The organism is Amycolatopsis echigonensis, from assembly GCF_014174495.1.
In the GTDB taxonomy this organism is placed as follows: domain Bacteria; phylum Actinomycetota; class Actinomycetes; order Mycobacteriales; family Pseudonocardiaceae; genus Amycolatopsis; species Amycolatopsis echigonensis.
In genome coordinates this window covers 1-25,624 of the sequence record NZ_JACJHR010000100.1, presented here as the reverse complement: position 1 = coordinate 25,624, position 25,624 = coordinate 1, and the positions used below count along the sequence as shown (strand labels likewise).

General features: G+C 69.6%; 15 protein-coding genes. 9 read left to right on the top strand and 6 right to left on the bottom strand.

Annotated features, from left to right (window positions below; translation table 11 throughout):
- The first annotated feature begins 152 nt into the window (after nt 1–152).
- Both H5411_RS40285 and H5411_RS40280 read left to right on the top strand, forming a co-directional pair.
- Nucleotides 153–12,068 (top strand): TcdA/TcdB catalytic glycosyltransferase domain-containing protein, encoded by an 11,916-nt coding sequence (locus tag H5411_RS40285; RefSeq protein WP_220818120.1) that lies wholly within the window; start codon nt 153–155, stop codon nt 12,066–12,068.
- A 40-nt stretch (nt 12,069–12,108) separates the two neighbouring features.
- Nucleotides 12,109–12,630 (top strand): type VII secretion system-associated protein, encoded by a 522-nt coding sequence (locus tag H5411_RS40280; protein WP_208637589.1) that lies wholly within the window; start codon nt 12,109–12,111, stop codon nt 12,628–12,630.
- 73 nt (nt 12,631–12,703) lie between these two features.
- Here H5411_RS40280 and H5411_RS40275 read toward each other — a convergent pair whose 3' ends face one another.
- Nucleotides 12,704–13,714 (bottom strand): helix-turn-helix domain-containing protein, encoded by a 1,011-nt coding sequence (locus H5411_RS40275; RefSeq protein WP_101440602.1) that lies wholly within the window; start codon nt 13,712–13,714, stop codon nt 12,704–12,706.
- Between the two features lie 168 nt (nt 13,715–13,882).
- On the opposite strand from H5411_RS40275, the gene H5411_RS40270 reads away from it, so the two are divergent.
- Together H5411_RS40270 and H5411_RS40265 are read left to right on the top strand one after the other, a co-directional pair.
- The gene (locus H5411_RS40270) at nt 13,883–15,775 is read left to right on the top strand and encodes a putative Ig domain-containing protein (protein WP_183126866.1); all 1,893 of its coding nucleotides are present in this window, start codon (nt 13,883–13,885) and stop codon (nt 15,773–15,775) included.
- Nucleotides 15,776–15,935: 160 nt separating this feature from the next.
- A complete protein-coding gene (locus H5411_RS40265) occupies nt 15,936–16,259 on the top strand; it encodes a hypothetical protein (protein ID WP_143271496.1) in 324 nt (107 codons plus the stop codon).
- A gap of 100 nt (nt 16,260–16,359) precedes the next feature.
- On the opposite strand, the gene H5411_RS40260 is transcribed toward H5411_RS40265, so the two are convergent.
- From H5411_RS40260 to H5411_RS40240, 5 genes are read right to left on the bottom strand one after another with little or no spacing between them, the layout of a single operon-like run.
- Complete coding sequence (locus H5411_RS40260) at nt 16,360–17,061, bottom strand: GntR family transcriptional regulator (RefSeq protein ID WP_244194910.1); 702 nt, start codon at nt 17,059–17,061, stop codon at nt 16,360–16,362.
- A gap of 25 nt (nt 17,062–17,086) precedes the next feature.
- The gene (locus H5411_RS40255) at nt 17,087–17,551 is read right to left on the bottom strand and encodes a ribose-5-phosphate isomerase (protein WP_101440605.1); all 465 of its coding nucleotides are present in this window, start codon (nt 17,549–17,551) and stop codon (nt 17,087–17,089) included.
- A complete protein-coding gene (locus tag H5411_RS40250; protein ID WP_183126864.1) occupies nt 17,548–19,248 on the bottom strand; it encodes a dihydroxyacetone kinase family protein in 1,701 nt (566 codons plus the stop codon). Before H5411_RS40250 ends, H5411_RS40255 begins: the two co-directional genes overlap by 4 nt.
- 28 nt (nt 19,249–19,276) lie before the next feature.
- The gene (locus H5411_RS40245) at nt 19,277–20,050 is read right to left on the bottom strand and encodes an SDR family NAD(P)-dependent oxidoreductase (RefSeq protein ID WP_101440607.1); all 774 of its coding nucleotides are present in this window, start codon (nt 20,048–20,050) and stop codon (nt 19,277–19,279) included.
- A gap of 20 nt (nt 20,051–20,070) precedes the next feature.
- Nucleotides 20,071–20,892 carry a sugar phosphate isomerase/epimerase family protein gene (locus H5411_RS40240; protein WP_183126862.1) on the bottom strand — a complete coding sequence of 274 codons (822 nt, stop codon included), beginning with the start codon at nt 20,890–20,892 and terminating at the stop codon, nt 20,071–20,073.
- A gap of 187 nt (nt 20,893–21,079) precedes the next feature.
- On the opposite strand from H5411_RS40240, the gene H5411_RS40235 reads away from it, so the two are divergent.
- From H5411_RS40235 to H5411_RS40215, 5 genes are all read left to right on the top strand, one after another.
- On the top strand, nt 21,080–22,423 hold the full coding sequence (locus H5411_RS40235) for an MFS transporter (protein WP_183126860.1): 1,344 nt from the start codon (nt 21,080–21,082) through the stop codon (nt 22,421–22,423).
- Nucleotides 22,424–22,449: 26 nt separating this feature from the next.
- On the top strand, nt 22,450–23,334 hold the full coding sequence (locus tag H5411_RS40230) for a transketolase (protein WP_312878715.1): 885 nt from the start codon (nt 22,450–22,452) through the stop codon (nt 23,332–23,334).
- On the top strand, nt 23,331–24,332 hold the full coding sequence (locus H5411_RS40225) for a transketolase family protein (RefSeq protein ID WP_183126858.1): 1,002 nt from the start codon (nt 23,331–23,333) through the stop codon (nt 24,330–24,332). Before H5411_RS40230 ends, H5411_RS40225 begins: the two co-directional genes overlap by 4 nt.
- A 355-nt stretch (nt 24,333–24,687) precedes the next feature.
- Nucleotides 24,688–24,852, top strand: a complete 165-nt coding sequence (locus H5411_RS40220; protein WP_167442116.1) for a hypothetical protein — start codon at nt 24,688–24,690, stop codon at nt 24,850–24,852.
- Between the two features lie 82 nt (nt 24,853–24,934).
- Nucleotides 24,935–25,579, top strand: a complete 645-nt coding sequence (locus H5411_RS40215) for a carbonic anhydrase (RefSeq protein WP_101440612.1) — start codon at nt 24,935–24,937, stop codon at nt 25,577–25,579.
- The last annotated feature ends 45 nt before the right edge of the window (nt 25,580–25,624 follow it).

Here is a 25,624-nt window from a genome sequence, read left to right as displayed (position 1 = left end):
CAAACCCCCACCCCCACAACCTCCACACTCCCATCGCCGCACCCAAGAAACCGGCCATCGCCGGCCCCGGGCCGAATGTCGGCAAGCATCCGCCCGTCACCGGCGGCAAGGGCGACTTCGCTCAGCACCTCAAGAACTTCAAGTTCACCGTCGTGCACGAAACCGGCATCATCGGCGACCTCGGCACTCGCAACGAGAACAACCAGAACAGCATCGGCGTAGTAGCCACCGTCGCCGCGACTCCGAACGACAATCTCCAGGCCATCGCGGAGAAATACTCGGCCGGGTTCACCGGGAACTCCTCCGACGGGCGCTTCGGCCTCGTCATCGGAGTAAACGGAACGCCAGGCTCAGAACAAGCCATCAGCCAAAAGATCCAGCAATTCCAGAATACCTGGGACAACCGCTTCCCGGTAGCGATAATCGGATTCACCTGGAAACACCCGAGCAATCCGAACATCGACCAGAAGACCATCCCGTACGGCGGAATCCGCGAAACAATCGTCCGGAATCCGGTCACCGAGAAGCTCGCCGCGCAAATCCGCGAAGCCGGCGGCGACAACGAGGTCTACCTGCACACCGGCGACGCCGACGTCCACTCTCTCGACACCCGCAACGGGCCTCTCTTCGACGTCGTCAACACCGCGGTCCAGCAGAACCCCGAGGGCCCGCCAGAGGTGATCAGCGGCGGTTATCACGTCCGCCCCGAGGACGGGGACCTCGCGAACCGGGCCGCGCAGCTGGATCTGGATGTCCGGCAGGCGCTCGCCGGAGTCGACTCCCGGTCCGTCTACTTCCCGGAGCCGAACACGTTTGTCCGGATGCAAGGGAACAAGCTCGAGAACGACGCGACATTCGGCACCAAAAACCCGAACACCGGACATTTCGACTACGGAGCCAAAGAAGGCCAGGGCCTCGTCGATTCGGTCCTCGCGCAGCGCAACCCGAGCTGGCAATACAGCGACCACCCGGCCGCGATCGCGAAATTCTCCTCCGATCTCGCCATCCAGACCGACGGATCGCGCATCGCGGGCAAGGTCGGCACCGATCCGGACGGCATCACCGCGCTGACCCAGAGCCACGCCAACGAAACGACCTGGTCCGACCAGATCGGCCATTATCTCGGCAATCACACGACCCTCGACCCCAATCTGGCCAAGATCGCCGCGAAAGCCGCCTTCCACGGGATCACGCCGAGCGGGCCGACGCCGAAACGGCCGGAGGTGTTTTCCGAGGTCGTCGCGAATCTGCCTAAGAACGAGCGCACGTCGCTGGTCAAGGGCATGAAGGAGAACGTCGACGACGGGAAGAAACTCGCCGACCTGACACTCGCCACCCGGCAAGCGCTGGTCGACAACCTCAGCGGCAACCGTCCGGCGAACACGCAGACCCCTGCTGCCGCCCCGAAAAACCACACCCCGGAAAACGCCGCACCGAAACCGGACCAGGCGAAGAGCCTGCCGGGACCGAACGACTGGAACGGCCGCCGCGACACCGCACCGGTCACGCGGTTCTCCTCGGAGCGGTTCGATCCGGTCAAGAACATCGCCGAGCAGTTCGCCGGCAACCGCGCCGGGCTCAAGGGCGGGCAGCTCGCCGGCGCGATGGCCCACATCCGGTTCGACGTCCGCCGGTTCGAGATCGCGCCGGGCCAGTGGGTGCGCGAGCACACGATCCCGATCGACCTGACCTCGCATTCCGGCTCGGTCTCCTCCGAACAGCGAGAACAGTTCGTCCAGAACGTCCAAGCCCACCTGGACGACTGGGTCAACCGGGCCTCCCGGCTGCCCGGCGGCGACCAGCTGCACGTCAGCCTCGACGTCCGCGTCGCCGACGACGTCCACCCGGACGACACCGGCTGGCAGGCCGACCCCCGCCGCCGGATCCCGGTGAACCTGCACGATTCCACAGTGGACCCGGACACCCCGGAGACGAACCAGCTCAACTGGGACGTCCACGACTCGGCGTTCGGCGTCACGCACGAGCTGATGCACTTCCTCGGCCTCGGCGACGGCTACAAGAACGACGAAATGCTGTTCAACCGCGAGGACCAGCCCGGCGTGATGGGTCCGGGCGCGTGGCACGATTCACGGCTCAACCCGGGCAATCTCGCCCAGCTCGAGCAGGTCTCGAACACCGCGAACATCCGCGACCACCACCTCGGCGACGCCCCCGCGCCCCACCCGCGACCGCACCAGGACGACCACCGCTCGCAGCCCGAGCCGGAAGCCAAGCCGAACCTGCACACCCCCGTCAAAGCCCCGCCGGAACCGGCAGCCGGTCCCACCCCGGAAACGCACGACCGCCAGCAGACCGGCGTCCAGCTCGACTCCGAGCACGGCGCCCGAGCGGTCCGGGAAAGCAACCCGAAAGCCAGCGCATCCGTCGCGAACCGGGTGAAGCCCCGCGACTTCTCCCCTGACGAAAAGGCCGCTGTCTCCGCCGCGCTTCAGCATTACGCCCCGATCATCGGCGACCAGCGGCAGAATTCTTCCCGCGCCGGGATCGAGCAGGAGGTCCAGCACATCGGCGCGGTGAACTTCGGCATCGAGAACGGGCAGCTCTCCCCCGGCATGGCGGGCGAATACATCGGCTCGCACCGGACGGTCAACGTCTACGCGATGGCCGGATTCGCCCGGGACTTCGGCGGCGGCAGCCGCGAGGTCGAGGGCATGGTCACCCACGAGCTGTCCCACGGCCTGCTCAAATACGCCCTCGACGACTACACCAAGCACGTCGGCGTCTGGAACGAGGACGGCACCCCGAAGCGCGCACCCGGCGCCGAACCGCCGACCGATCCGAAGTTCCGCAGCGATTTCGAGGACTTCGCCGGGTCGATCCGGACCCATCTGGCCGCCCCGGGCAAGCTCGCCGCCGACGCCCCGCGCCGGTCGGAGTTCATCAAACAGCTCGAAGAGCGCCATCCCGACGTTTTCGAGAAGCGCGGCGAAACCGACCTCATCCGCGTTCGCGCTGCCCGGATCGCCCAGGAACTCCGCAAGGACAACCTCTCCGCGTTCAACGAGCGCACCGGATACTGGACCGCCGACGGCTTCCCGGCCTTTGCCGGGGAACGCCCGATCACCCGCTACGGCGCGACGAACCCGAACGAGGACATGGCCGAGGCGGCCAAATTCTATTTCCTCGACCCGGACCGGCTGCGTGCCGAAGCTCCCCAGCGCGCGGCGTTCTTCGACCAGCTGGTCTCGGATTGGACGCCGCATCAGAACGACGCGGTGCTGGTCTCGGACGAGCACACCGAAGAGACACCCGACAACCGTCCCCTCTCCGAGCGCTTGCCCGCATTCGTCCGCGACGGCAAGGCGCTCGGCTCCGTAGTCCCGGTCGACGTCCGCGGCGCCAAGGACGTCGGCACGAGCATCGAAAACCTGATCCACCGCCTGAACCCCCAGCAGCAGAACCCGCCCCGGACGCACGGCGTCGACGCGATCACCGATTCCCTGTCCGGCCCCGAGTTCGAGTCCTTTATGGGCGATGGCCGCAAGTCCATGGTGCGGGCCGGCGAGAAGTGGTACGAGGTGCACGTCACCGCGGAGCCGGACTTCGGCTCCGTCAACGCCGACCAGATCGCGAAACTGCCGCAACCGACCATCGGCGACGTCAAGAACGAGGTCAAGACCACCCACGCGAGCCCGAACACGGACACCACCGCGAAGGCCGTCGGCACCTCGTACTTCGCGATGTTTCCAGCCGGTCCGTACGCGTCCGTCGGCGGCACCGCGCAGCTCGCCAGCCCGTCCGCCGAGCACACCGGCACCACGACCGGCACCGACCAGCGCGTGATCCGCACGGCGGGCGACATGCAGCGGGCCGACGCTCCGGTGACCTACCGCATCACCGTCCGCAACGAAACCGGCGGCCTCGTCGGATCCACAGTGGACGGCCATGTGGGACTGGTCCTCTCCACGGATTTGGCCAACCTGAAACAGGAAGAAACTGTCGGGCCGCCCGAACCGAAGCCGGACTGGGCCAAAAAGATCGAGTTCCTTTCGCCGGAAGCGCTCGACTTCGACGAAAACGCGCTCTTCGATCAAGTAAGCAAGAACCTGCATCCGTCGGTGACGAAATTCGGCGCCCCGGGCCGGACCTCACTGCGGGAATTCCTCAGCCGCGGCGGCGTCCGAAGCATGCTCGGCACTGCGCTGCAGGGCAGCCCAGTGGTGTCGAACGACCTGCTCAGCCCGCACGGCACCCACCGCGACGCCGTGCAACTGGAGGCGCGGCCGACGAAGGTCGAGTACCTCGGCACGATCCCCGGCGACAGCGAGCTGCGTTTCAACGATTCCGCGGTGAACGGCGGAAGCACCACCGTCTCCTCCAAATACGGCGGGGAGGTAAACGCGATCTTCGGGGGCGGCTCCTACGTGCCCGGCACGGTCGGCGGCGTCGGCGGGGTCAGCGGCAGCTATTCCCGCAAGGTCAACCAACAGTCCACCAGCGGCACCAGCTTCACCAACAAGTCCACAGTGAACGCGAAGGGCGACATCGGTCTGTACAAGGTGACCGTCGACCTCGATGTCACCACCTCGAACGGGGAGAAGACCACCGTCCAGGCCACTTCGTACACGCGAATGGGCTTGCCGGAGGCGAAAGCCCAGGGACTTCCGGTTCCGAAGCACACCCCGACGAAGTTCAAAGACGTCGGCGCGCGCTACGAACCGCCCTATCTCGCCGCGGCCGTGGCGGCGGGCACTGCCCGGCCGGGATCGTTCGAGCCGGCGACCCGCGTCCAGCCGCAGATCGAAAACGCGCTGCGGAACCTGCCCGGCGCGGACAAATTCCTGCCCCGCTGGGACAAATTCCAGAGCGACAGCCAAGGCTCCAGCCGGGACATCGCCGAACGGTTCGCGAACCTGCGGAAGATCACCTCCACGTTCTCGGCCGCCTCGCTGCGGGGCAAAATGGACAGTCTGTTCACGCAGGGCGTTTCCGCGCAGCTGAAGCGGCGCGGCCTGTTCACCGACGAGTACCTCAACGTCACGGTGAAGGCGAAGCCCGGGCCAGGCCGTCATCTCGGCCAGGCGGACGGCCGGTCGGTCAAGAACAGCAACGAAACGAGCCCGTCGCTGACCAGCGCGACCACCACCGAACGGGGCTGGTCGGCCGGCCTCGAGGGCCGGGTGATCATCCCGGGCGCCACGACGGTCGCGAACCTCGGCATCAGCCCGACTGTCAGCCCGCTGCAGTACTCAGACACCCGGACGTGGAAGAACTCCGGCGGCCCGACGGTGACCACGACGACCGGCAAGGGCGGCAGTCCCGATTCGCAGGTCTTCGAGCACGACGTCGAGTTCGAGGTCGAGATCACCAGCTACACCCGCCACCGGCCGTGGGTGCGCCGGCTGACGCCCGGGTCGCCGTTCCGGGTCACGCCCCAGGTGTCCACTGTGGCCAAGACCGGAGACCCGGATCTGCCGCCGATCTCCGGCAAAGTCGATTTGTGGATCAACGACGGCACCGCGCTGACCAAGGATCCGTCCGAGTTCAAGCCGGGCAAGCCGGGCGTCATCTCGATGACGCCGAACGAGACCCCGGCCATCGACGACCTGCTGACCCAGCAGCAGAACCAGACGGCACCGAACTTCCTGCACGTGGAAGCGTTCGCCAACACCGAGGCGCTGCGGGACGAGGCGCTGCGTCAGCTTCAGCGCGCGGCCGGCGGCGACGCGGTGCTCGGGCTGCCCGGCAGCGAAGCGCGTGCCCGCGTGGACCGGATGTTCTCGCCGGAAAACTTCCGCGGCCTCACGCCGAAGCTGCTGAAGCAGGGCGGCACGGCGAACGGATTCCGCTACGAACGCCGCGTCGCCGACCGAGTCGGCGGTCTCGGCATGGGCGTCTCGCTGAGCAATCCGAAACTCGTCGCGGTCTCGGAAACCGGCGGCGGCGACCGGACGTTCTCCGGCGGCTCGAAAGCCGGCTACGAAGGCACGAAAAAACAATCCCTCGAAGCCAACGTCCAGCTCGGCCTCACCGTCCGGCCGACCGGCAGCGACACGCACGGCCAAGGCCAGCTTTTCGGGACCGCGAAGTGGAGCCCGTGGCAGCGCAGCTCCGGTTCGTCGCACGAGATCACCGCGAGCGTCGACCACACCAACCGGTCCTCTTCGGACAGTCGCACCGTGCTGGTCCAGTACGACGCGAAGGTCCGGCTGATCGCGGAAAGCCGGCAAGAAGGCATCGTCAACGGATCGATTTCGCGAGCAGGTGCGGACGTCCAGCTGCCGGGATCGGTCTTCGTGTCGATGACCGAGGACGAGGCTCGTGCGGAAGGACTGCTGCCGCCGGTCGAGCCGCGCACCCCGGCGCCGGGCAAGCTTTCGGCTCCGTCGCTGGTCGGCGGCAAGTCCAGCTCGCTCGGCTCAGCGGTGCTGGAGGACGCTCCCAACCTGACGAAGCTGGTGCAGGACGCCCGGCAGCAGCTCGGCAAGCTCGGTGGCACACTGCTGCCGAAATCGGTGCTGGACGATTCCATGAACAACCTCCAGCGGACGCTCGACACCGCCTCGCCGGAAGCGGTCACGTCCCTTGTGGACAGTGCACTGGACGGCGGCGTGTCCTTGCTGGCCCACGACCCGGGCGTGCTCTGGACCGACAACTACCAGATGTTGCTCAAAGCGAAGATCCTCGATACGCAGTTCGTCGGCGTGAAGCACGACGGCAGCGAGGTCGACCACGTCGTCAATTCGACCGTGACGGACAAAAAGAACTCCGGCCACGGCTCGTCCTACGGCGGGCAGATTCGCGGCGCCGGCCGTGGCCTGTTCCAGGACAGCCAGCCCAAGGTCAGCGGCTACGACGGGGCCTATCTGGGGGCTTCCGGGACCCGCGCGAAGAGCGACCAGACCGTCGAGAACAAGACCATCACCACCGCGTTGACCTCGTCTTCGAGCGGGCCGTCGGCGCGGTACCAGCACCAGGTCCAGTTCGAACTGGTCGTCGCCAGGGACGGGCGCACCTACCCGGTCGCTTCGCAGGAGGCGACCGTGACCTCGCGGTCCTCGGCGGACGACCAAAAAATCTCCGGCAACGAGCAGTACCACACCAAACTGTACGGATCGAAGACGACCGAACTCAATGCCGCGGAGTCCGCTCCGGACCGGCTCGAAGCGTGGCAGAGGGAAGGGTTCGGCCCCCTGCCGAAGTCTTCGACCGTCGAGGGGATCCGCGGTGCCGCGGACGTGCGAGCCGCCGCCATCCGCGCGCTGCGGCTGGCCGGCGCGGGCAACGGTCTCACCGGACCCGGAACCGGTGCGCACAACACGCTCTCGTCCTCGATCACCAACGAGACGCTGCAAGCGCATCTCCCGAACATGGTCAGCAAACCGTTCGAGACCCCGGACCTGCATTCCTCCGCGGTGACCGGCAGCAGCCACGCCTCGGTGAAGGTGTACACGCGGGTCGTGAAACCGGATCTCGTCGGGTTGAGCGATTCGGTGAAACTGGAGCGTTCGGACCAGACCGGATCCACTTTCGCCGGCGAGGCCAAGGAAACGGTCACCGGCGAGCAGCTGGGCAACATCGGCACGGGCGGAATCACCGACCCTGGCCGCAACACGCATTCCTGGGGCGGGCTCGACGTGCGCGGCCCCGTCGGGCAGAACGATCCGACGTCCAGCACCGCCGCGGCGCAGCGGTCCGTGGTCGGCAAGGACAAGGGCCGGACCGGGCTGGTCGGGTTCGACGTCGAGTACCGCATCGTCGCGACGGTCGACGGCAAGACCGCGGCGGTCGAGGTGCGGGTGCCGCAGTCTTCGCGGACGCGGATGAGCGAAACCGACCTGGAACACTCGCTCGGCCAGCCGCTGCCCGAGACACTCGCCTCGGCGCAAGACGCGGTGAAGAAGGCCGCCGAGGATTGGCGTTCCGCGGAAGAGGAACTCGAAAAAGCACAGCGCGATTTCGATGACGCGTGGCTGTCCGAAAAGGACAATGTGCGCACGACGACCGACGGCGCGCGCGGGCTGCACCTCCCGGTCGACGGCGATCCGGTGCAGCACCTGCGGCAGGCGGTGCAGACAGCGCAGAACGACGCTCGCGAGGCGGGCCAAGCACTGCGTGCGGGCAACGACGAGATCACCCGGCTCAACGAACTCGACGAGCAGCTTCTTTCGCTCGCTCTCGGCGAGGAACCGGGTTCGGTCGAGCAAAGCGACCTGGTCGCGAGGGCCTGGGACACGCAACGGCAGGTCCAGCAGATCCGGAACGAGCAGGCCCAGCTGGTCCAGCAGCGGCAGGCGGCGCAGGACCGTGCCGCGGAAATCCTGGCCGTACTGGACGAGTACCGCAACAATCACACCGACCACACCGCGCGGCAGGACGACGCGAACAACCGGATCCAGCAAGCCCGGGAGAAGGCCGACGAGGCTCTCCGGAAATGGTGGCAGGCCAAGTCCGAAGCGGACAACCAGATCGCCGCGCACGCCTGGCCGCGTCCGCCGGAGAACACCCCGGAACAGCACCGCGAAGGCACAGTCGAGGCGAACGACACGGTGTCCGGCTGGGACGCTGACACCGACCGCCCATACAGCTTCGACCCGGCCGAAATCCAGGTCCGTCAGATCACCGACAGCTCGGGCCGCGTTCGCGCGGTCTCGTTCCTCCCGGCGAACGAGCACACTGAAAGCGTCGAGCGGGACTGGGTCGCCCACAACTCCGGTACGGTCAGCACGCTTCCGGAAGGCGCCACACCGGAGAAGTTCGACCCGCTTTTGAAGCAGGCCAGCACTGCCGGGGCCCAGCCGGAGCTGTCCGGACGCCGGTTCGGCGAGTGGGCCGACAAGACCGCGGCCCCGTGGGACGACGACTCCCTCTTCGTGTTCGCCCACGGACGCGAGCAATCGGTCAAGGTGACCCTGCTCGGCGGCCAGACCGTGCGGGTCGACGGCGATACGTTCGCCCGGATCGTGGCCCAAGCCGCTCCCCTGGCCCAATCCCGTTCGGTCACGCTCATCGCGTGCAGCACCGGCCGGACCGACGGCCCGGGCGGCCTGGCCCACGACTTCCAGCGCGCACTCCGCGGACTTGGCGGACCGTCCACAGTGCACGCGCCGACCACACCCGCGTTGTTCGGCCGTGATTCGGCGACGCTCGGCCAGGCCGTCGGTGCGACGCGCGGCTTTACCGCGGTCACCGACGGCGGCCATTTCCGCACCTTCGGCGATCCTTCCGCGCAGTCCACAACGGACTCCGGACCGCGTGGGGAGGAACCCCGCTACTCTTCGCCTTCAGAGCTGGTCTCCGATCTTCAGCGGACCGCGGTCAACGGACCGCCGCCCGCGCCGTTGCTGGGACCGGACCTGTTCGGCCTGTATCGCGCGCCCGAGCCGCCGGAATTCCTGCGCGGCCACGATTTCCGCCACCTCACCGCCGGGCAGGGCATCAGCTTCCTGGACCTGCTCGACCTCGCCAAGGGCTACCAGCTCAGCCGGGAACACCTCGATCCCGCCAACCTGGAAGACAACCGCGTTTGGACGCTGGAGAAGGAGCGGCCCGACGACAAGCTGGCCGCATGGGCGCCGGGCGACGTCGAACCGCTCGCCAAGACGACGTCGACGCCCTTGCTGATGCACGCGATCTGGCTGGGCGGCCCGCTCAAGGACACCGGCACCATGCACGCCTTCCGCCGGAACTTCGGCGACGCCGCGGACCGGCTCGGCGACGGCATCGTCCCCGTGCTGTGGACGGACGTGCCGCGCTGGCAGACGGAACTGGCGTTGACCACCGCCGCGCCGGAGGAGGGCCCGGATCCGCTGCACGACGTCCGGGACCTGCTGCGCTGGGCGGCGGAACACCGCGTCCAGCTGATCAATGTGGACGAGGTGTTCACCAGCGAGCATCCGATGCGGGCACAGGAGTTCTATCTGTCCGAACTGGCCAAACAGACCGGTCCCGGTTTCGCGGCGGCGAGCGACATCCTGCGGCTGGAGCTGATGCACCGGTTCGGCGGCCTCTACACCGACGGCGACAATGTCGTGCACGGACTGGACGACGTCGTCCGCGCCGCCGAGTCCGACGCCGGTTACGCGGTGCACCGGGTCGGCGGGAACATCGCGAACTCGGCGTTCACCATGGCGAAAGGACATCCGTTCGCCGCGTCCTATTTGGACCAGTTGCGCGAAAACTACGGGCAGACCCAAGCGAATCTGATGCCGCGCGAGGTCGATTCGCTCGGCCAGGGGTTCTTCGCCACGCCGATGGGCCGGGTGCACCGGCAGTCGGTGATGTACCGCACCGGCCCGGTCGCGATGACCGAAACGGCCCGGCGGATCGGCCTGAACTCCGCGCTCGAACTGCCGGGCATGACGCAGATCCGGATGAACAGCGACCACAGCTGGCTCCTGCCGCCGCAAGGCGATCCGGCTCCGCTGGCGGACCGGTTCGAGACCCGGGAGCTGACCCAGCGCGTGATCCAGACGCTGGTGCGCGGCCTGCACAACCGGGACGGCGACCTGCATCTGACCGCGGTCGAGCCCGCCGTGCGGCGGCACGCCGACCCGGACCTGGTGTGGCAGGCGGCGTTGTCGTACATCGCGGCGGATCCCGAGCTGTCCGCCCTCGTCCGCACAGTGACCGACCGCAGCAGCTACACCGGCGAGGTGCACGACGTTCCGCTGCCGCCGGCTGCCCGCGCGTTGCTGACCATCGACGACAGCCATGTGCACTACCACCTCGGCGAGGTCCAGCGGGCCGCCACTCTGCGTGCGGCCGACGCCGTTCTGGTGGCAGATTCGCCCGCCCCGCTGGAAAACTTGATCTCCGCGCTCCGTGCGACGAATGACCCGCTTCCGCCGATCGTGGTCACCGGAACGGGACCGGACGGCCGCGCGCACGCCACCGCCGCGGCCCGCGAACTGGCCGGGAATCTCGCCGACGCCTTGGGCGCCGACGTGCTGGACCGCGTCCCGGTGAAGATCCGCGTGTCCGAAGGGGACGGTCAGGTCAGGATCACTTTCCGCCCGCCAACCGGAGCCGCTGTCGAGATGTCGACAGGTACGCCGACACCGCGCGTGTTCCGCGGCTTGGACGACGGCCCGGCACCCGCGACGCCTCGGCCGTGGACGCACAACGGCCGTACCGTAGGGGTGCACTACTCGCCGCCCGATGTATCCGTCCCCAATGGACAGTCGGTCCTGACCACCGACCCGGCAGCGACCCGCGCCTTCACCGAGCAGTTGCGCACCGAGGGCAGCGACCGTCCCGTCGACGCGGCCCCCGTCCGGCTGTCCGCTGCCGATCACCCGACAGCGGACTTCCTTCTCAGCGACGGCACCGCGGAAACGGATCTGCTGCTGGAAGAGCTCGTGCGTACCGCTACGCACCGCTGGTGGTTCCGCCCGACGCCGCCGGTCGGCCCGATCGCGTTGAGCGACCGGGACGGCACCGCCAAGCTGCTCGGCTGGGTCCTCGCGGAACTCGGCCGCGGCGAATCGGCCGCTTCGCTCGCCGAGGACGTCGCGCGGCACGAACGACCGGACTTGATCTGGACCGCGGCCCGCGAACTCGCCGCGCTGTCCCCGCTCCACGACGACCTGGCCGAGCAACACGCTGTCCTGCACCTGCACGGTGTGACCGACACCTTGCTCGGCAAACCGGACGCCTCCGCGGTGCTCTCCGACCTGGCCAAGTCCACTCGCGACGGCGCGGACGTCGCCCGGATCGCCGAGGCCGTGGAGGTCCTCGACCGGCACGACGCCTTGGCTCCCATCCTGAACGCCCCGGGCGGCCGTTCCCTGCTGTTGGAAGAAATCTCGCGGCTCGGCGACCGCCCGAATCCCGACGGGTACGCCCGCGACCTGGCCGCTGCCCTCCACGAACTGGCCGCGCGAAACCTGCCCGCGGACACGTTCCGCACCGCATTGCGCACCGCCCTCGACGGCCCGGGCACGCGACCGGCCCCGCATCGGCTGAGCGTGGTCGGCCTGGGCTGGCTGGACCGGTGGCACACGGCCGCGGCCATCCGCCGATACCAGGCGGAGGAACGCGCGGCATCCGCCCGCCAAGCCGCTGAACTGGCCGAACTGACGGAAGGAAGTCCCCGTCATGCGTGACCGGCCGGTAGATTCACCGGACGCGAAGGAGGTACCGGCGATGTCCGAGGACCAGTGGGTGCTGCTGGTCGACCCGGCGTGGCAACCGGCGTCGACGACCGGCGGCACCGAGGCCCCGAGCCCTCCGCCGCAGGCCGTGGTGGGCGGCTGGCTCGCACGCGAGGACGGGTCCGTCAGCCGCTTCGAGCCCAACCCGGCCTACGAGCCAGCGGCGGAAAACTCCCCGACCGACCCGCTGGACGCCGTGCTCCGCCTGACCGCCCGCGGCGAGGCCGACTTCGACCAACTGGCCGCCGTCTTCCGCGAATCGGCGTTCGCGGTGGCCGTGGACACCGACGAGTCTCCGCTCGTCGCGCCGTCGCCGGACAACATCCCGTGCCTGCTCGTCACGACGGCCCCGGCGCACCGCCGCCGAGTCCGCGCGGCCGGTTGGCGTCCGGCGGCTCCGGTCGACCTGCTCCGCCTGCTGAACGACTATGACGGCGTCGACTTGCTCCTCAACCCCGGATCGCCCGGATGCCTCCGGCTGCTGGCGGACAGCGTCCGGGAGATCACGACCTGACCGGGGCTAGCGGTCCCAGCCCGTCGAGCACGCCGCACGAGCGGGAAAACCCTTGGGCCACAACCACGCTGGCTCACAACGGCACCGACCGCACCGCCGGCGCCCCAGGTTGAGCGTCGACCGACAGCCAGTCGTTGCGAGTCGCGTGCAGCGCCAGCTGAAACCGGTTCGCCGCTCCCGTGCGGGCCATCAGGTTTTCCAGGTACCGGAACATCGTCCGCCTGCTCACGCCGAGTACCCGGGCGACCTGGTCGTCGGTGAGCCCGGCGGCGAGCAGGGCGAGCAGCCGTCGTTCGCTGGGCCGGATTTCGGGGCCGGAGGTGTCGTCGGCGAGGCCGAGCGGGAGCGCGACCTGCCAGCACATCTCGAACAGCCCGGCCAGCGCGTCGAACAGGCCGCACGAGCGGATCAGCAGCACGGTGCGGTCCGCGCCGGACAGGGCCGCGCAGTCGTCGACGATCAGCAGTTTCACCGGGACCTCGGGCAGCACCCGGGCCTCCTCCCCGCTTTTGCCGCAGGGCAGGATGTTTTCCGCGACGTACTCGGGGCGTTCCAGCGCGAGCCTGCCGTAGACGGCGCGATAGCGGACGCCCCGGGCGAGGTTCTCCAGTTCGATCTCGTTGGCGTCCGCGTCGGCGTAGTACGGCGGCGAGTCCAGTCCGCGGACCTCCGTGCGCGCCGCTCGCTCCAATTGCCGCACCCGTTCGGCGGCAGCGGTTCCGCTGACCACCTCGATCATCGAATCGGCGTCGTAGCGGGCCGAGTGTCTTCGGTAGTGCTCGTACAGGCGCGTCATCGCCGCGCGGGCTCCGGCCAGTTCGGCTTCCCGTTGCCTGGTCAGGACTTCCAGCACCGGGTCCGGGCGCAGCGCGGACATCGGCGAACCGGGCCCGTCGACCGGGCCGGCCAGTCCGATCCCGGCCAGCACCGACAGCGCGCGGCGCACCTCGCCGGGGTCGCGGCCGGTCTCCCGCGCCAGCCGGTCCGGCGGAACGGGGCCCGACGAAAGTAGGTCGAGGTAGATTTCTGCTTCGTCCGCTTTGAGCCCGAGCGTCACGAGATGGCCGATTGCTTCGGGAACCATTCGGAGGCACCTCCACCGGGCTGGCCGACACCATTGCGCCACTGGCACCAGCGCGTCACCGCCAGGGCTGAACGAACTGTAGACAACGGGGCACCGAATGGCCCGACGCCGTTCGCAGCAATTTCCCTGGGAGGGATAGTGTCCCGTTCAGCCCGAAGAATCCTTGCCATGGCCGGTTTCGCGGCCTTGGCCTTGACCGCCCCGGCCGTGCCCGCCGTGGCCGCGCCCGCCGCGGTGCATCCGACCGCCCGCGTCTGCGCCGAGAAGGCGAAGCCCGGCATGGCCACGTGTTTCGCCGAACGCCAGACCGACACCATGCGCGCGCTGCTCTCCCCGGGCGCGCTGCCCAGCGGGTTCGGCCCTTCGGACCTGCGCTCCGCCTACAACCTCACCGCCGCGGGCAGTTCCTCGGCCACCGTGGCCATCGTCGACTCCAACGACGACCCGAACGCTGAATCGGACCTCGCGAGCTACCGCTCCACCTACGGGCTCCCGCCCTGCACCACCGCGAACGGCTGTTTCAAGAAAGTCAACGAAAACGGGCAAACCAGTCCGCTCCCGGCCGCCGATTCCGGCTGGGCGGGCGAAATCTCGCTCGACGTGGACATGGTTTCGGCGATCTGCCCGAATTGCCACATCCTTCTCGTCGAAGCGAATCAGCCGAGCATGGCCGATCTCGGCACCGGGGTGAACACCGCCGTGTCGATGGGCGCGAAGTACGTTTCCAACAGCTACGGCGGCGCCGAAGACGGCACCGAACCCTCCTCTGACTCCAGCTATTTCCACCATCCCGGCGTGGCGATCACCGCGAGCACCGGCGACAACGGCTACGGCATCAGCTATCCGGCCTCGTCGCAGTACGTGACCGCGGTCGGCGGCACCTCGCTGACCCGCAACAGCAGCGCGCGCGGCTGGGGCGAAACCGCGTGGAGCGGCGCGGGCAGCGGCTGCTCGGGCTACGTGGCCAAGCCCGCGTTCCAGAACGTGACCACCGGTTGCGCCAACCGCGCGACCGCCGACGTCTCGGCCGTGGCCGACCCGCAGACCGGCGTCGCGGTGTACCAGACCTACGGCGGCAGCGGCTGGGCCGTCTACGGCGGCACCAGCGCGTCCTCCCCGATCATCGCGTCCGTCTACGCCCTCGCCGGCACGCCCGGCGCGTCCGACACCCCCGCCGCCTACCCGTACTCGCACACCGGCAACCTCAACGACGTGACCTCCGGCAGCAACGGCAGCTGCTCGTCCTCGGTGCAGTGCAACGCCGGCCCCGGCTGGGACGGCCCGACCGGTCTCGGCACTCCCAACGGCACCGCGGCGTTCACCGCGGGCGCTCCCACCGGCGGCGTCACGGCGAACAACCCGGGCAGCCAGAACGGCGTCGTCGGCACCGCGGCGAGCCTGCAGCTCTCCGCGTCCGGCGGCAGCGGCGGCTACACCTGGACCGCCACCGGCCTGCCCGCCGGGCTGTCGATCAGCTCCGGCGGCCTGATCTCCGGCACGCCGACCACCGCGGGCACGTACTCGGTGACCGCGACCGCCAAGGACTCGTCCGGCGCCACCGGCTCCACCACGTTCAGCTGGACGATCGCCCCGACCGGCGGCGGTACCTGCTCCGGCCAGAAACTGGGCAACCCCGGCTTCGAGAACGGCACCAGCCCGTGGACCGCGTCCGCCGGGGTGATCAGCACGTCGTCCAGCGGCGAAGCCCCGCACAGCGGCAGCTACCTCGCCTACCTCGACGGCTACGGCAGCACGCACACCGACACGGTCTCGCAGTCGGTGAGCATCCCCGCCGGCTGCCACGCCTCGCTGAGCTACTACCTGCACGTCGACACCGCCGAGACGACCACCTCGACGGCCTACGACAAGCTCACCGTCAAGGCTGGTTCGACCACGCTCGCCACGTACTCGAACCTGGACCAGGCGACCGGATACCAGCTGCACACCGTTGACATGTCGGCGTACGCCGGCCAGACGGTGACGCTGACCTTCACCGGCACCGAAGACTCGAGCCTGCAGACGTCCTTCTGCCTCGACGACACGGCGCTGACTCTGAGCTGAAACCGAGTTCCGCGGAAAGGCCGTCCCGTGCGCGGGGCGGCCTTTCCTGTCCTTGTTCGGCCCAAGGCGGGTACGAACGGGCAAGCCGAAGGTCTCAAGGCAACCGGGCGCCTCGATGCGCGTCAGTGCGTACGACGAGATCGGACGTGACGGAGGCAGGATGCCTTACTCGGTTTACCTGGTGGTGCCAGCGGTGGTCGGCGGCTTGCTGGTGGCCGGCGCGATGTTCTTGCTGACTCGCGGCCGGCTGAGCGGACGGAACGCGAAACTGGCCGCCGCGACCGCCGGGCTGGCCTGGGCGCTGGGGTGGTACTTCACGGCGTTGATGGTGCTGTTCGGCGTAGCCGTCGCGGCTGCGGGCTACGGCTTCGCGCGCCTCTTCATCCGCGCAGAGCAGGCCATGGTGGCGGCTTTCGGTGCGTACGTCGTGTTCATGGGCGGTGCTGGTTACGTGCTCTACGTCGGTCTCAACGGCATGGGCTGAGCCCCGAGCTCCGACGAACGAATCCCGCGGCCGTCGACACCGCGGACGAAAGTCCCTCCGCGAAAGCGGCGACCGCTTCCCGCCGGGATCGCCCAGGGGCTCAGCGCCCGGCCTCGCCGAGGTCGATCCGCGGGCGAGTGCGCACGGTGCCGAACAGGAGGGCCTGTCCGGTGGCCGCCATGTGCTCGGAGATCACCTGCTGGGTCTTGACCGGGTCGCCGGATTCGATCGCGGTGACGATCTCCAGATGCCGTCCGGCGCTCATGTTCGACAGTGCCCGTTCGAGGCCGCGGTACATGATGCACATCCGGATCGCGCCTTCGAGCAGTTTCCAGGACCGCACCAGCGCGTCGTTGTCGGTGAGTTCGACGAGCAGTTCGTGGAACGCGAGGTCGGCCTCGATCTGCGCCTCCAGCGACACCCGTTCGGCGCGGGCCATGGCGTCGACGGCTTTGCGCAGCTTGGCGCAATGCTCCTCGCGGTAGTAGCTCGAGGCCAGCGTCTCGCCCGCGAGCGCCTCCAGCGCGGCGCGGACGGTGAAGGTGTTGATGATGTCCTTCTCGTTGATCGAGCGGACCGTGACGCGGCCCCGCTCGCCGTAGGAGACCAGGCCTTCCTGCTGCAGTTCGCGCAGTGCCTCGCGCAGGGTGCCCCGGCTGATCCCGAGCTGCTCCGACACCTGGACCTCGCCGAGGTGGCTGCCGGGCGGGAACTGGCCGGTGGTGATCGCCTCGCGCAGCGTGTCGACCGCCATCTGGCGCAGGTTGCGGCCGGGTTGGCTGGCCGAAGCCGGACGGCTCACCACGCGTCTCCTCCCTGACTCGACGTCAGCACCGTTCGTAGTCGTTGAGCAACTGTACCTTCGCCGCGCTCGGCGACCGGTCGTCGAAGACGTACCCGAGCCATTCCCGCACGAGCCTGCGGGCGAGTTCGAGGCCGACGACGCGCTGGCCCAGCGCGAGAACCTGGCAGTTGTTGGACAGCACTGAGCGTTCCGCGGAGAACGAATCGTGCGCGGTGGCCGCGCGGACCCCGGGCACCTTGTTCGCCGAAAGCGCCATCCCGATCCCGGTGCCGCACACCAGCACCGCGCGGTCGACCGTGCCCGCCCGGATCGCCTCCCCCGCGGCGAGCCCGATCTCCGGGTACGGCCGGTGCTCGTCCTCGGCGCCGCGGTGCACGCCGAGGTCGAGCACCTCCGACACCCGCGGGTCCGCGCGCAGGTCGCGGGCGAGCTGTTCCTTGTAGTCCAGGCCGGCGTCGTCGCAGCCGACCGCGATCCGGTAGGTCATCGGGTCCCTTCTCCACTGTCTTCCGAGCTTTCCGAGAGGGCGCGCACGATCAGCGCCAGGGAGACCGCGCCGGCGTCCGGAGTGCCGACGCTGCGTTCGGCCAGCGGGCGCGCCCGGCCCTTCTTCGGGGTCAGCGCGGCGGTATCGCGCGCGGCTGCTTCCGCGACCGCGGCCGCCTCCGCCCACGACTTCCCCGCCGTCAGCGCGGCGCGGAACGGTTCGAGCGCATCGACCATCGTCTTGTCCCCCGGTTCGGCACCGCCGAGCGTCGCGACGCGGTCGGCGAACGCGTCGACGACAACCCGGACATCGACGACACCCGATTCCGCGCCGATGACTTCTCCCGCCGCGCGCAGCCCCGCACCCCAGAGAACGCCCGACGTGCCGCCGGCTCGAGCCGCCCACTCGTCACCGGCGGCCGCGAGGCAATCGCCCGCGCCGGCGCCGTGGCGCCAGGCGGACTCAGCGCCCGCGACAGCCGCGTCGATGCCGCGGACCATGCCGCGGCCATGGTCGCCGTCCCCCGCGACGGCGTCGATGGCGCCCAGCTCGTTTTCGGCTTCGTGCAAGGCTTTCCGCACCGTGCGCAGGCCGTCCAGCACCGCTTCGGCGAGCTTTCGGGACGCTGGCGCGGCGGCGTAGCTCGGCGCGGCGAGTTCTGCTGCGGCGTCGTGCACCGGAGCGGCTGCTGGCTCGGGCCGGGGTTCGCCGCGGCGGAAGGCGGGAGTGGCGGCGGGCGCGCTCCACCAGCGTTCCAATTCCTCGTCGAGCCAGGTCACGGTCAGCGAAACGCCTGCCATGTCGAGACTGGTCACCAATTCGCCGACTTCCGGGAGCACCGGCGTATGCCCGGATTCCCGCAGCCGCGCGGCGATCCGCGTCCACAGCACGAACAGTTCCTCGTGCTTGACCGATCCAAGACCGTTGAGCACCACCGCGACGCGCTCTCCCGCGCCGTCCGGCTTCTCGGCGAGGAGCCGGCTGACGAAGTCCTCAGCCAGTTCGGCGGCGGACGGGAGCGGGAGGTCGCGCAGACCGGGTTCGCCGTGGATGCCGAGGCCGAGACCCATCTGTCCGTCCGGGACGGTGAACAAGGGGGCGCCGGCACCGGGGAACGTGCAGCCGGAGAACGCGGTCCCGATCGTGCGGGTCGCCGCGTTGGCTTTGCGCCCGGCGCGGACGACCTCGTCGAGATCCAGGCCCTCTTCGGCAGCCGCGCCGAGGATTTTGAAGACCACGAAGTCGCCGGCGATCCCGCGTCGCTGCCCCGCTTGTTCCGGCGGTGCGCTGGCGATGTCGTCGGTGACCACCACGTGGTCCGCGCGGATCCCGCGCGCCCGCAGCGATTCCGCGGCGAGACCGAAATTGAGCACGTCGCCGGCGTAGTTGCCGTAGCTGAACACCACTCCGGCGCCGGAATCCGCCGCGGCCGCCACCGAGCAGGCGTCCTGCGCGGAAGGCGAGGTGAAGAGATTCCCGCTCACCGCGCCGTCGGCGAAGCCCGGCCCGATCACCCCGTAGAACGCCGGATAGTGCCCGGAGCCGCCGCCCGGAAGCACCGCGACTTTCGGCCGGGCCGGCCGGTCCGCGCGCACCGCGCCGCCGGGCACCCGGCGCACCGCGTCCGCGTGCAGCTCGCAGAACCCGGCGAGCGCGTCCTCGGCGAACGCCGCCGGATCGTCGTACAGATAGGTCATCGCGTGTGCTCCGTCCTCATCGGACTTGTCAGTGGAGGTACGAGCCGCCGTTGATGTCGATCGTGGTGCCCTGCAGGTATCCGGCGTCGTCGGAGGCGAGCCAGGCGATCACGCCGGCGACGTCGTCCACAGTGGCCTGCCGGCCGAGCGGGACGCTGCTGGTGATCGCGGCTTCCAGCTCGGCGGTGGTCGATCCGGCCCGGATGTCGGTCTCCACCGCGCCGGGCGCGACCGCGTTCACCGTCACCCCGGCGTCGCCCAGTTCTCGCGCCAGCGACTTGGTGAAGCCGAGGATCGCGGCCTTCGCGGTGCTGTACGGCGTGCGGCCGAACACGCCGCCGCCCTGCTGCGCCGACACCGAGGACATGGTCACGATCCGCCCCCAGCCCGCCTCGATCAGGTCGGGCAGGAACGCTTTCGTCACGAGGTACGTGCCGGTCGCGTTGACCGCCAGCACCTTGTTCCACAGGTCGAGCGTCGTCTCCAGGAACGGCACCGGCGAGGTGATGCCCGCGATGTTGACCACCGCGCCCACTCCGGGGAGCCGGCCCGCCTCGACCTCGGCCCGCACGGCCGAGTAGGCGGCGAGCACAGAGGCTTCGTCGGCGACGTCGACGCCGTGCGAGAAGGCGGTCGCGCCGGTCGCCGCGAGGTCGTCGGCCACTTCCTTGGCGGCGGGCTCGTCGAGGTCGAGCACGACGACCGCCCAGCCGTCCCGGGCGAAGCGGGCGGCGGTGGCCCGGCCGATTCCGCGGGGCGCGCCGGCTCCGGTGATCACGGCGGTGCGACGGATTCCGGTCATGTCGTTGTCTCCTTGGGGAATCAGAGGGTGGCGAGGTAAGCGGCGGCCTTCACCGCGGCGGCGGGACGTTCGTCGTCGGCGACGTCCCGCGTTTCGAGTTCGAGCGAGCTGTGGCCGCGATAGCCGGTGGCGCGCAGCGCGGCGAACGTCGCGGCGAAATCCACGTCGCCGTTGCCGATGCTGAGGTTGATCTGCCCGGGCGTCGCGTCGCGCAGGTGGACGTGCGCGATCCGGCCGGCGAACCGGTGCGCGAACGCGGCCGGGTCGCCTCCGGACGCGACGACATGGCTGGTGTCGAGGACCAGCCCGACCGCCGGGTCGAGCCGGGCGACCAGCTGCCGGGCGAGGTCGACGGTGTGGCAGAGCCGGTACAGATGCGGCGCTTCGCACCACAGCTCCAGTCCGCGGTCCGCGGCCAGCGCGGCCGCCCGGCCCAGCTGATCGGCGACGAGGTCCAGATCGGCCTCCAGGCTCGTCACGGGTTCGTGCGACAGCGCGCCGCACGGCAGCACGAGCGCCCGCGCGCCGCATTCGGCGGTCAGATCGAGCAGCCGCCGCAGGTGGGCCGCGCGGGCTTCCTCCTCCGCCGGGACGAGCGGACGGTTCAGGTCGCCGATGTCGCCGTTGACCGAGCGCACGGCCAGCCCGGACGCGCGCACCTGCCCGGCGACCGAGCGCACCGCCGCGTCGGTGAGGTCGTAGGGCACGTGGTCGCAGACCCCGGGCAGCGCGCCGAGGTCGATCTCGGCGAAGCCGCAGTCCGCGACGACCGCGAGCGCGGCGGGCAGAGGCAGGTGCCGGAAGCTGATCGTGGAGCAGCCCGGCACGGGGAGGCGTTCCATGGTCGGCAATGTTAACAGAGAAGTGTCAACAGGCAAGGTGATCGCGATTGATCAGGTGTTACAAGGGATTTTCTTCGACATTCACTGTTGACAGAGCAGACACCAGAGCGCACGATACGCTCCATTGTTGACAGCCAGGCAGCTCGATTACCGTCGAGGCGGCCGCTGGAAGAGAGAGGCGATCGACATGCGCAGCGAAGCGCTCACCATGCGGGGACCGGTGCACGGCACCGCGGACGCCCGCCGGGTGGCCTGGGGCTCCACTGCCGGGGCCGTGATCGAGAGCTACGACTTCATCGGATTCGGCACCGCCGCGGCCCTATACCTCGGCCACGCCTTCTTCCCCGGCGCGTCGCCGGTCGCCGGCACGCTGTCGGCCTTCGCGACCCTCGGCGTCGGATTCATCGCCCGGCCGCTCGGCGGGGTCGTCGGCGGGCACCTCGGCGACCGGATCGGCCGCAAGCCGGTGCTGGTGGCGTCGCTGATCGTGATGGGACTCGCGACCTTCGCCATCGGCCTGCTGCCGACCTACGCGACGGCGGGCGTGCTCGCGCCGATCCTGCTGGTGACCGTCCGGATCGTCCAGGGCCTCGCGTACGGCGCCGAGTGGAGCGGCGCGATCCTGATGACCTACGAGCACGCGCCCTGGCTGCGCAAGGGTGCGTTCACCGGCATCGTGCAGTCCGGGTTTCCGATCGGGCTGCTGCTGGCGAACCTGGTGTTCCTCGTGTCGGTGAACCTGCCCGGCGACTGGGCGTGGCGGGTGCCGTTCCTGGCCAGCCTGGTGCTGGTGATCGTCGGCCTGATCATGCGGGCGAAGGTGCCGGAATCGCCGGTCTTCCAGGACGTGCGCGACAGCGGCGACCTCGTGAAGGCCCCGATCGCGGCCGTGCTGCGCGACGACTGGCGCACCGTGGCGCGCGGCATCGGGCTGCGGATCGCGGAAACGGCGGGCTACGCGGTTTCGATCACCTACCTGGTCTCCTACCTGAAGTCGGAAAAGCTCGCCAGCAGCGGGGAAACGATCCTGGCCCTGTGCATCGCCTCGGCGATCGGCATCGCCGCGACCGTCGGCTGGGGCGCTCTCACCGACCGGATCGGCCGCCGCACGGTGTACGTCGGGGTGACGCTGTTCGCCGCCCTGTGGGCGATCCCGATGTTCCTGCTCGTCAACACCGGCACGCTGATCGCGGTCGTGTGCACCGTGGTGGTCTCCTACGGCGTCTGCCAGAACGCGCTCGCCGGCTCGCAGGGCGCGTGGTTCCCGGAACTGTTCCAGGCGGGCACCCGTTCTTCCGGCGCCTCGCTCGCCTACCAGATCTCGGCGATGATCTCCGGTCTCACCCCGTTCGTCACGACGTTGCTGTTCCTCGGCATGGGCTGGCTCGGACCGGCGCTGCTGTTTCTCGCCTTCTCGCTGCTCGGACTCGTCTCGGCGCTGCTGACCCGGGAAACCTGGGGCCGCGCGGAACGCGAGGCGGCCCGCGCGGCCGTCGCGAATTCCGAACCGGCTGCCCAGCACGCCGCCTGAACCCCTGCCGCCGAAAGGAAAACACCGTGAGTCTTGACCTGATGACGCCGCCGGCGTTCCGGCAACGGCTGGAGGCGTGCGCGGAATCGGCGTACCGCATCCGGATGGGCGTCCTCGACGAGGGCGAGGCGCAGGGCGAAGGCTACGTCGGGCAGGCGCTCGGCGCGGCCGACCTCCTCGCCGTGCTCTACCGGGACGTCCTGCGCTTCGACCCGGCGGATCCGGAGTGGCCGGACCGCGACCGGTTCCTCTTGTCCGTCGGCCACTACGCCCTGCTGCTTTACTCCGCGCTCGCCGAAGCCGGGGTGATTCCCCGCGAAGAACTGGCGACCTACGCCGCGGACGGCTCCCGCCTGCCGATGTCGGCGATGTCCACCTACACCCCCGGCGCCGAGATCTCCGGCGGCTCGCTGGGCCACGGCCTGGGGCTCGCCGTCGGGATGTGCCTCGGACTGCGTGCGCAAGGCCGGACCGGGCAACGGGTCTTCACGCTCTTCAGCGACGGCGAGCTCAACGAAGGATCGACGTGGGAGGCCGCGATGAGCGCGGCGCGGTGGCAACTCGGCAATCTCGTCGCCTTCGTCGACATGAACGGACTGCAAGCGGACGGACCGACCCGCGACGTGCTCGCCCTCGACCGGCAAGAAGACCGCTGGCGCGCTTTCGGCTGGCAGGTGCGGCGGGTCGACGGCAACGATCTCGAAGCACTCCTCCGCGCGGTCGACGAGGCGACCGGCCGTGCGTCGGCTGTCGGGCAGCCGCACCTCGTCATCTGCGACACCGTGGTCGGCAAAGGCGTTCCGCTGCTCGAAGGACGGGAAAAACTCCATTTCATGAAGATCGCCGCCGACGAATGGCCCGTGTGCAAACAGCAGCTGACCGCCGGACACGAAAAGAGGACCAGCCGATGACCGCCGTCCAGCCGCGGCGTTCGGCCGCGATGATCGCGTCGATCGCCGATCCCGGCGTGCGCACTACGCGGGCGCCGTTCGGCGACGCGCTCGTCAAGGCGGCCGAAGCGGACCAGCGGATCGTCGGACTCGCCGCGGATCTGGCCAAATACACCGACATGCACGTGTTCGCCCGCGCGTTCCCGGACCGGTTCTTCCAGATGGGCATGGCCGAGCAGGTGATGATGGCCGCCGCCGCGGGGATGGCGGAAGTCGGCCAGATCCCGTTCGCCGCCACGTATTCGGTGTTCGCCACCCGGCGCGCCTACGACTTCCTGTGCCTCGACATGGCCGAACCGGGGCTCAACGTCAACATCGTCGCCGCGCTGCCCGGGCTCACCACCGGCTACGGCCCGAGCCACCAGGCGACCGAGGACGTCGCGATCCTGCGCGGAATGCCCGGACTGACCATTGTGGACCCGTGCGACGCCGTGGACATCGAGCAGGCCGTGCCCCAGCTCGCCGCGGCCCCCGGCCCGAGCTACACCCGGCTGCTGCGCGGCGCGGTGCCGCGGATCCTCGACGACTACGACTACTCCTTCGAACTCGGCAAAGCGAAACTGGTCCGCCCCGGCGACGACGCCGTGTTCGTCTCCTCCGGCCTGATGACCATGCGCGGTCTCCTCGCCGCCGAACGACTGGCCGAACAGGGAATCGACGTGGCAGTCGTGCACTGCGCGACGCTCAAACCGTTCGACGAGGACACAGTGCTCGCCCACGTCGCCGACGATCGTCCCGTCTTCACCCTCGAAAACCACAGCGTGATCGGCGGCCTTTTCGAAACCGTGGCCGCCGCGCTCGCCCGGCGCGGCGGTTCCGGCAAGAAGATCGTGCCGATCGCCCTGCCGGACGAATTCCTGGCCGCCGGAGCGCTCCCGACCCTGCACGACCGCTACGGCCTGTCGGCGAACCGCGTGGCCGCCCGGGTCCGGGAAGAACTGTCCGCGACGCCGGGCTGACGCACGGGAGCCGCTCTTGCCCCGATGCGGGCAAGAGCGGCCGGGGCCCGAATCCTCCGGCACCACAGCCTCGGCACTCGGCAAGCACCGAACGTGATCGAGCCGCTACAGCGGCGCAGCGGAACGCGCAGCGACCGTGCTGAGGAAGCGGGCCAGCACGCATCTGCCGCATACCACCGGATTCGAGGTCACCCAGCCGCGGACCGGTCGTCACGCACTGTTCGCACCCCCGAGAACCGGACCAGCAGCCACTGCCTGCACAGCCAAAGATCGCGGTCCGCACTCGCATAGCCCGGGCACGCCTGGGTATCCCCCCGATCAACCGCAGTTTCCCGGTGACGGTCAGGAGGCCTCCATGCTCGCGCTGCTCGGTCTGCTTCTGGTGATCTGGCTGGTGTGCATCGTGCTCGGGGTGGTGATCAAGGGCCTGTTCTGGCTCATCATCGTGGGCGCGGTGCTGTTCCTGGCGACCGCCGCGGTCGGGTTCGTGAAACGGGAGGCGCTCGGCCGGGGCCGCTAGCCGGCACCCACCCGGTTGAAACCCGCGCCGGGAGAGACGATCGCAACACCCGTCGCGGCTCTCCCCGGCTTAGGCTGAGTCCATGGCCGACACGACACCCCCGACTCCGCAGGAAGCGTTCGACCTGCTGATGGCAGGCAACCACCGCTTCGTCACCAGCGCACCGGAACACCCCAACCAGGACGCCGCCCGGCGCGCCGCGATCGCGCCGGACCAGAGCCCGTTCGCGGTCCTGTTCGGCTGCTCCGACTCCCGCCTCGCCGCGGAAATCATCTTCGACCGCGGTCTCGGCGACCTGTTCGTCGTGCGCACCGCGGGCCAGGTGATCGGCGGGGAGGTCGTCGGCAGCATCGAGTACGGCGTCGACCTGCTGAACTGCCCGCTCGTCGTCGTGCTCGGCCACGACTCCTGCGGGGCCGTCGGCGCGGCCCGCGCGGCGCTCGAAGACGGGCTCGCGCCCGTGGGCTACGTCCGCGACGTCGTCGAGAAGGTCACGCCCAGCGTCCTCGCCGCGCGGGCCGCGGGGCGGGTCGAACCGGACGAGATCCTCGCCGAACACGTCAAGCACACTGTCGACCTGCTGCTGGACCGCTCCCGCGTGCTCGCCGACCGCGTCGCGGACGGCCGGGCCGCCGTCGTCGGCCTCCGCTACCGGCTGGCCGACGGCAGCGCCGAAGTCGTGACCGCGCACGGCATCGACGTCCCCACCGCCAACTCGGCGGCCTGATCCGCCCGGCTTTCGCAGAAGTCCGTGAGGGGGACCCGGATTCCC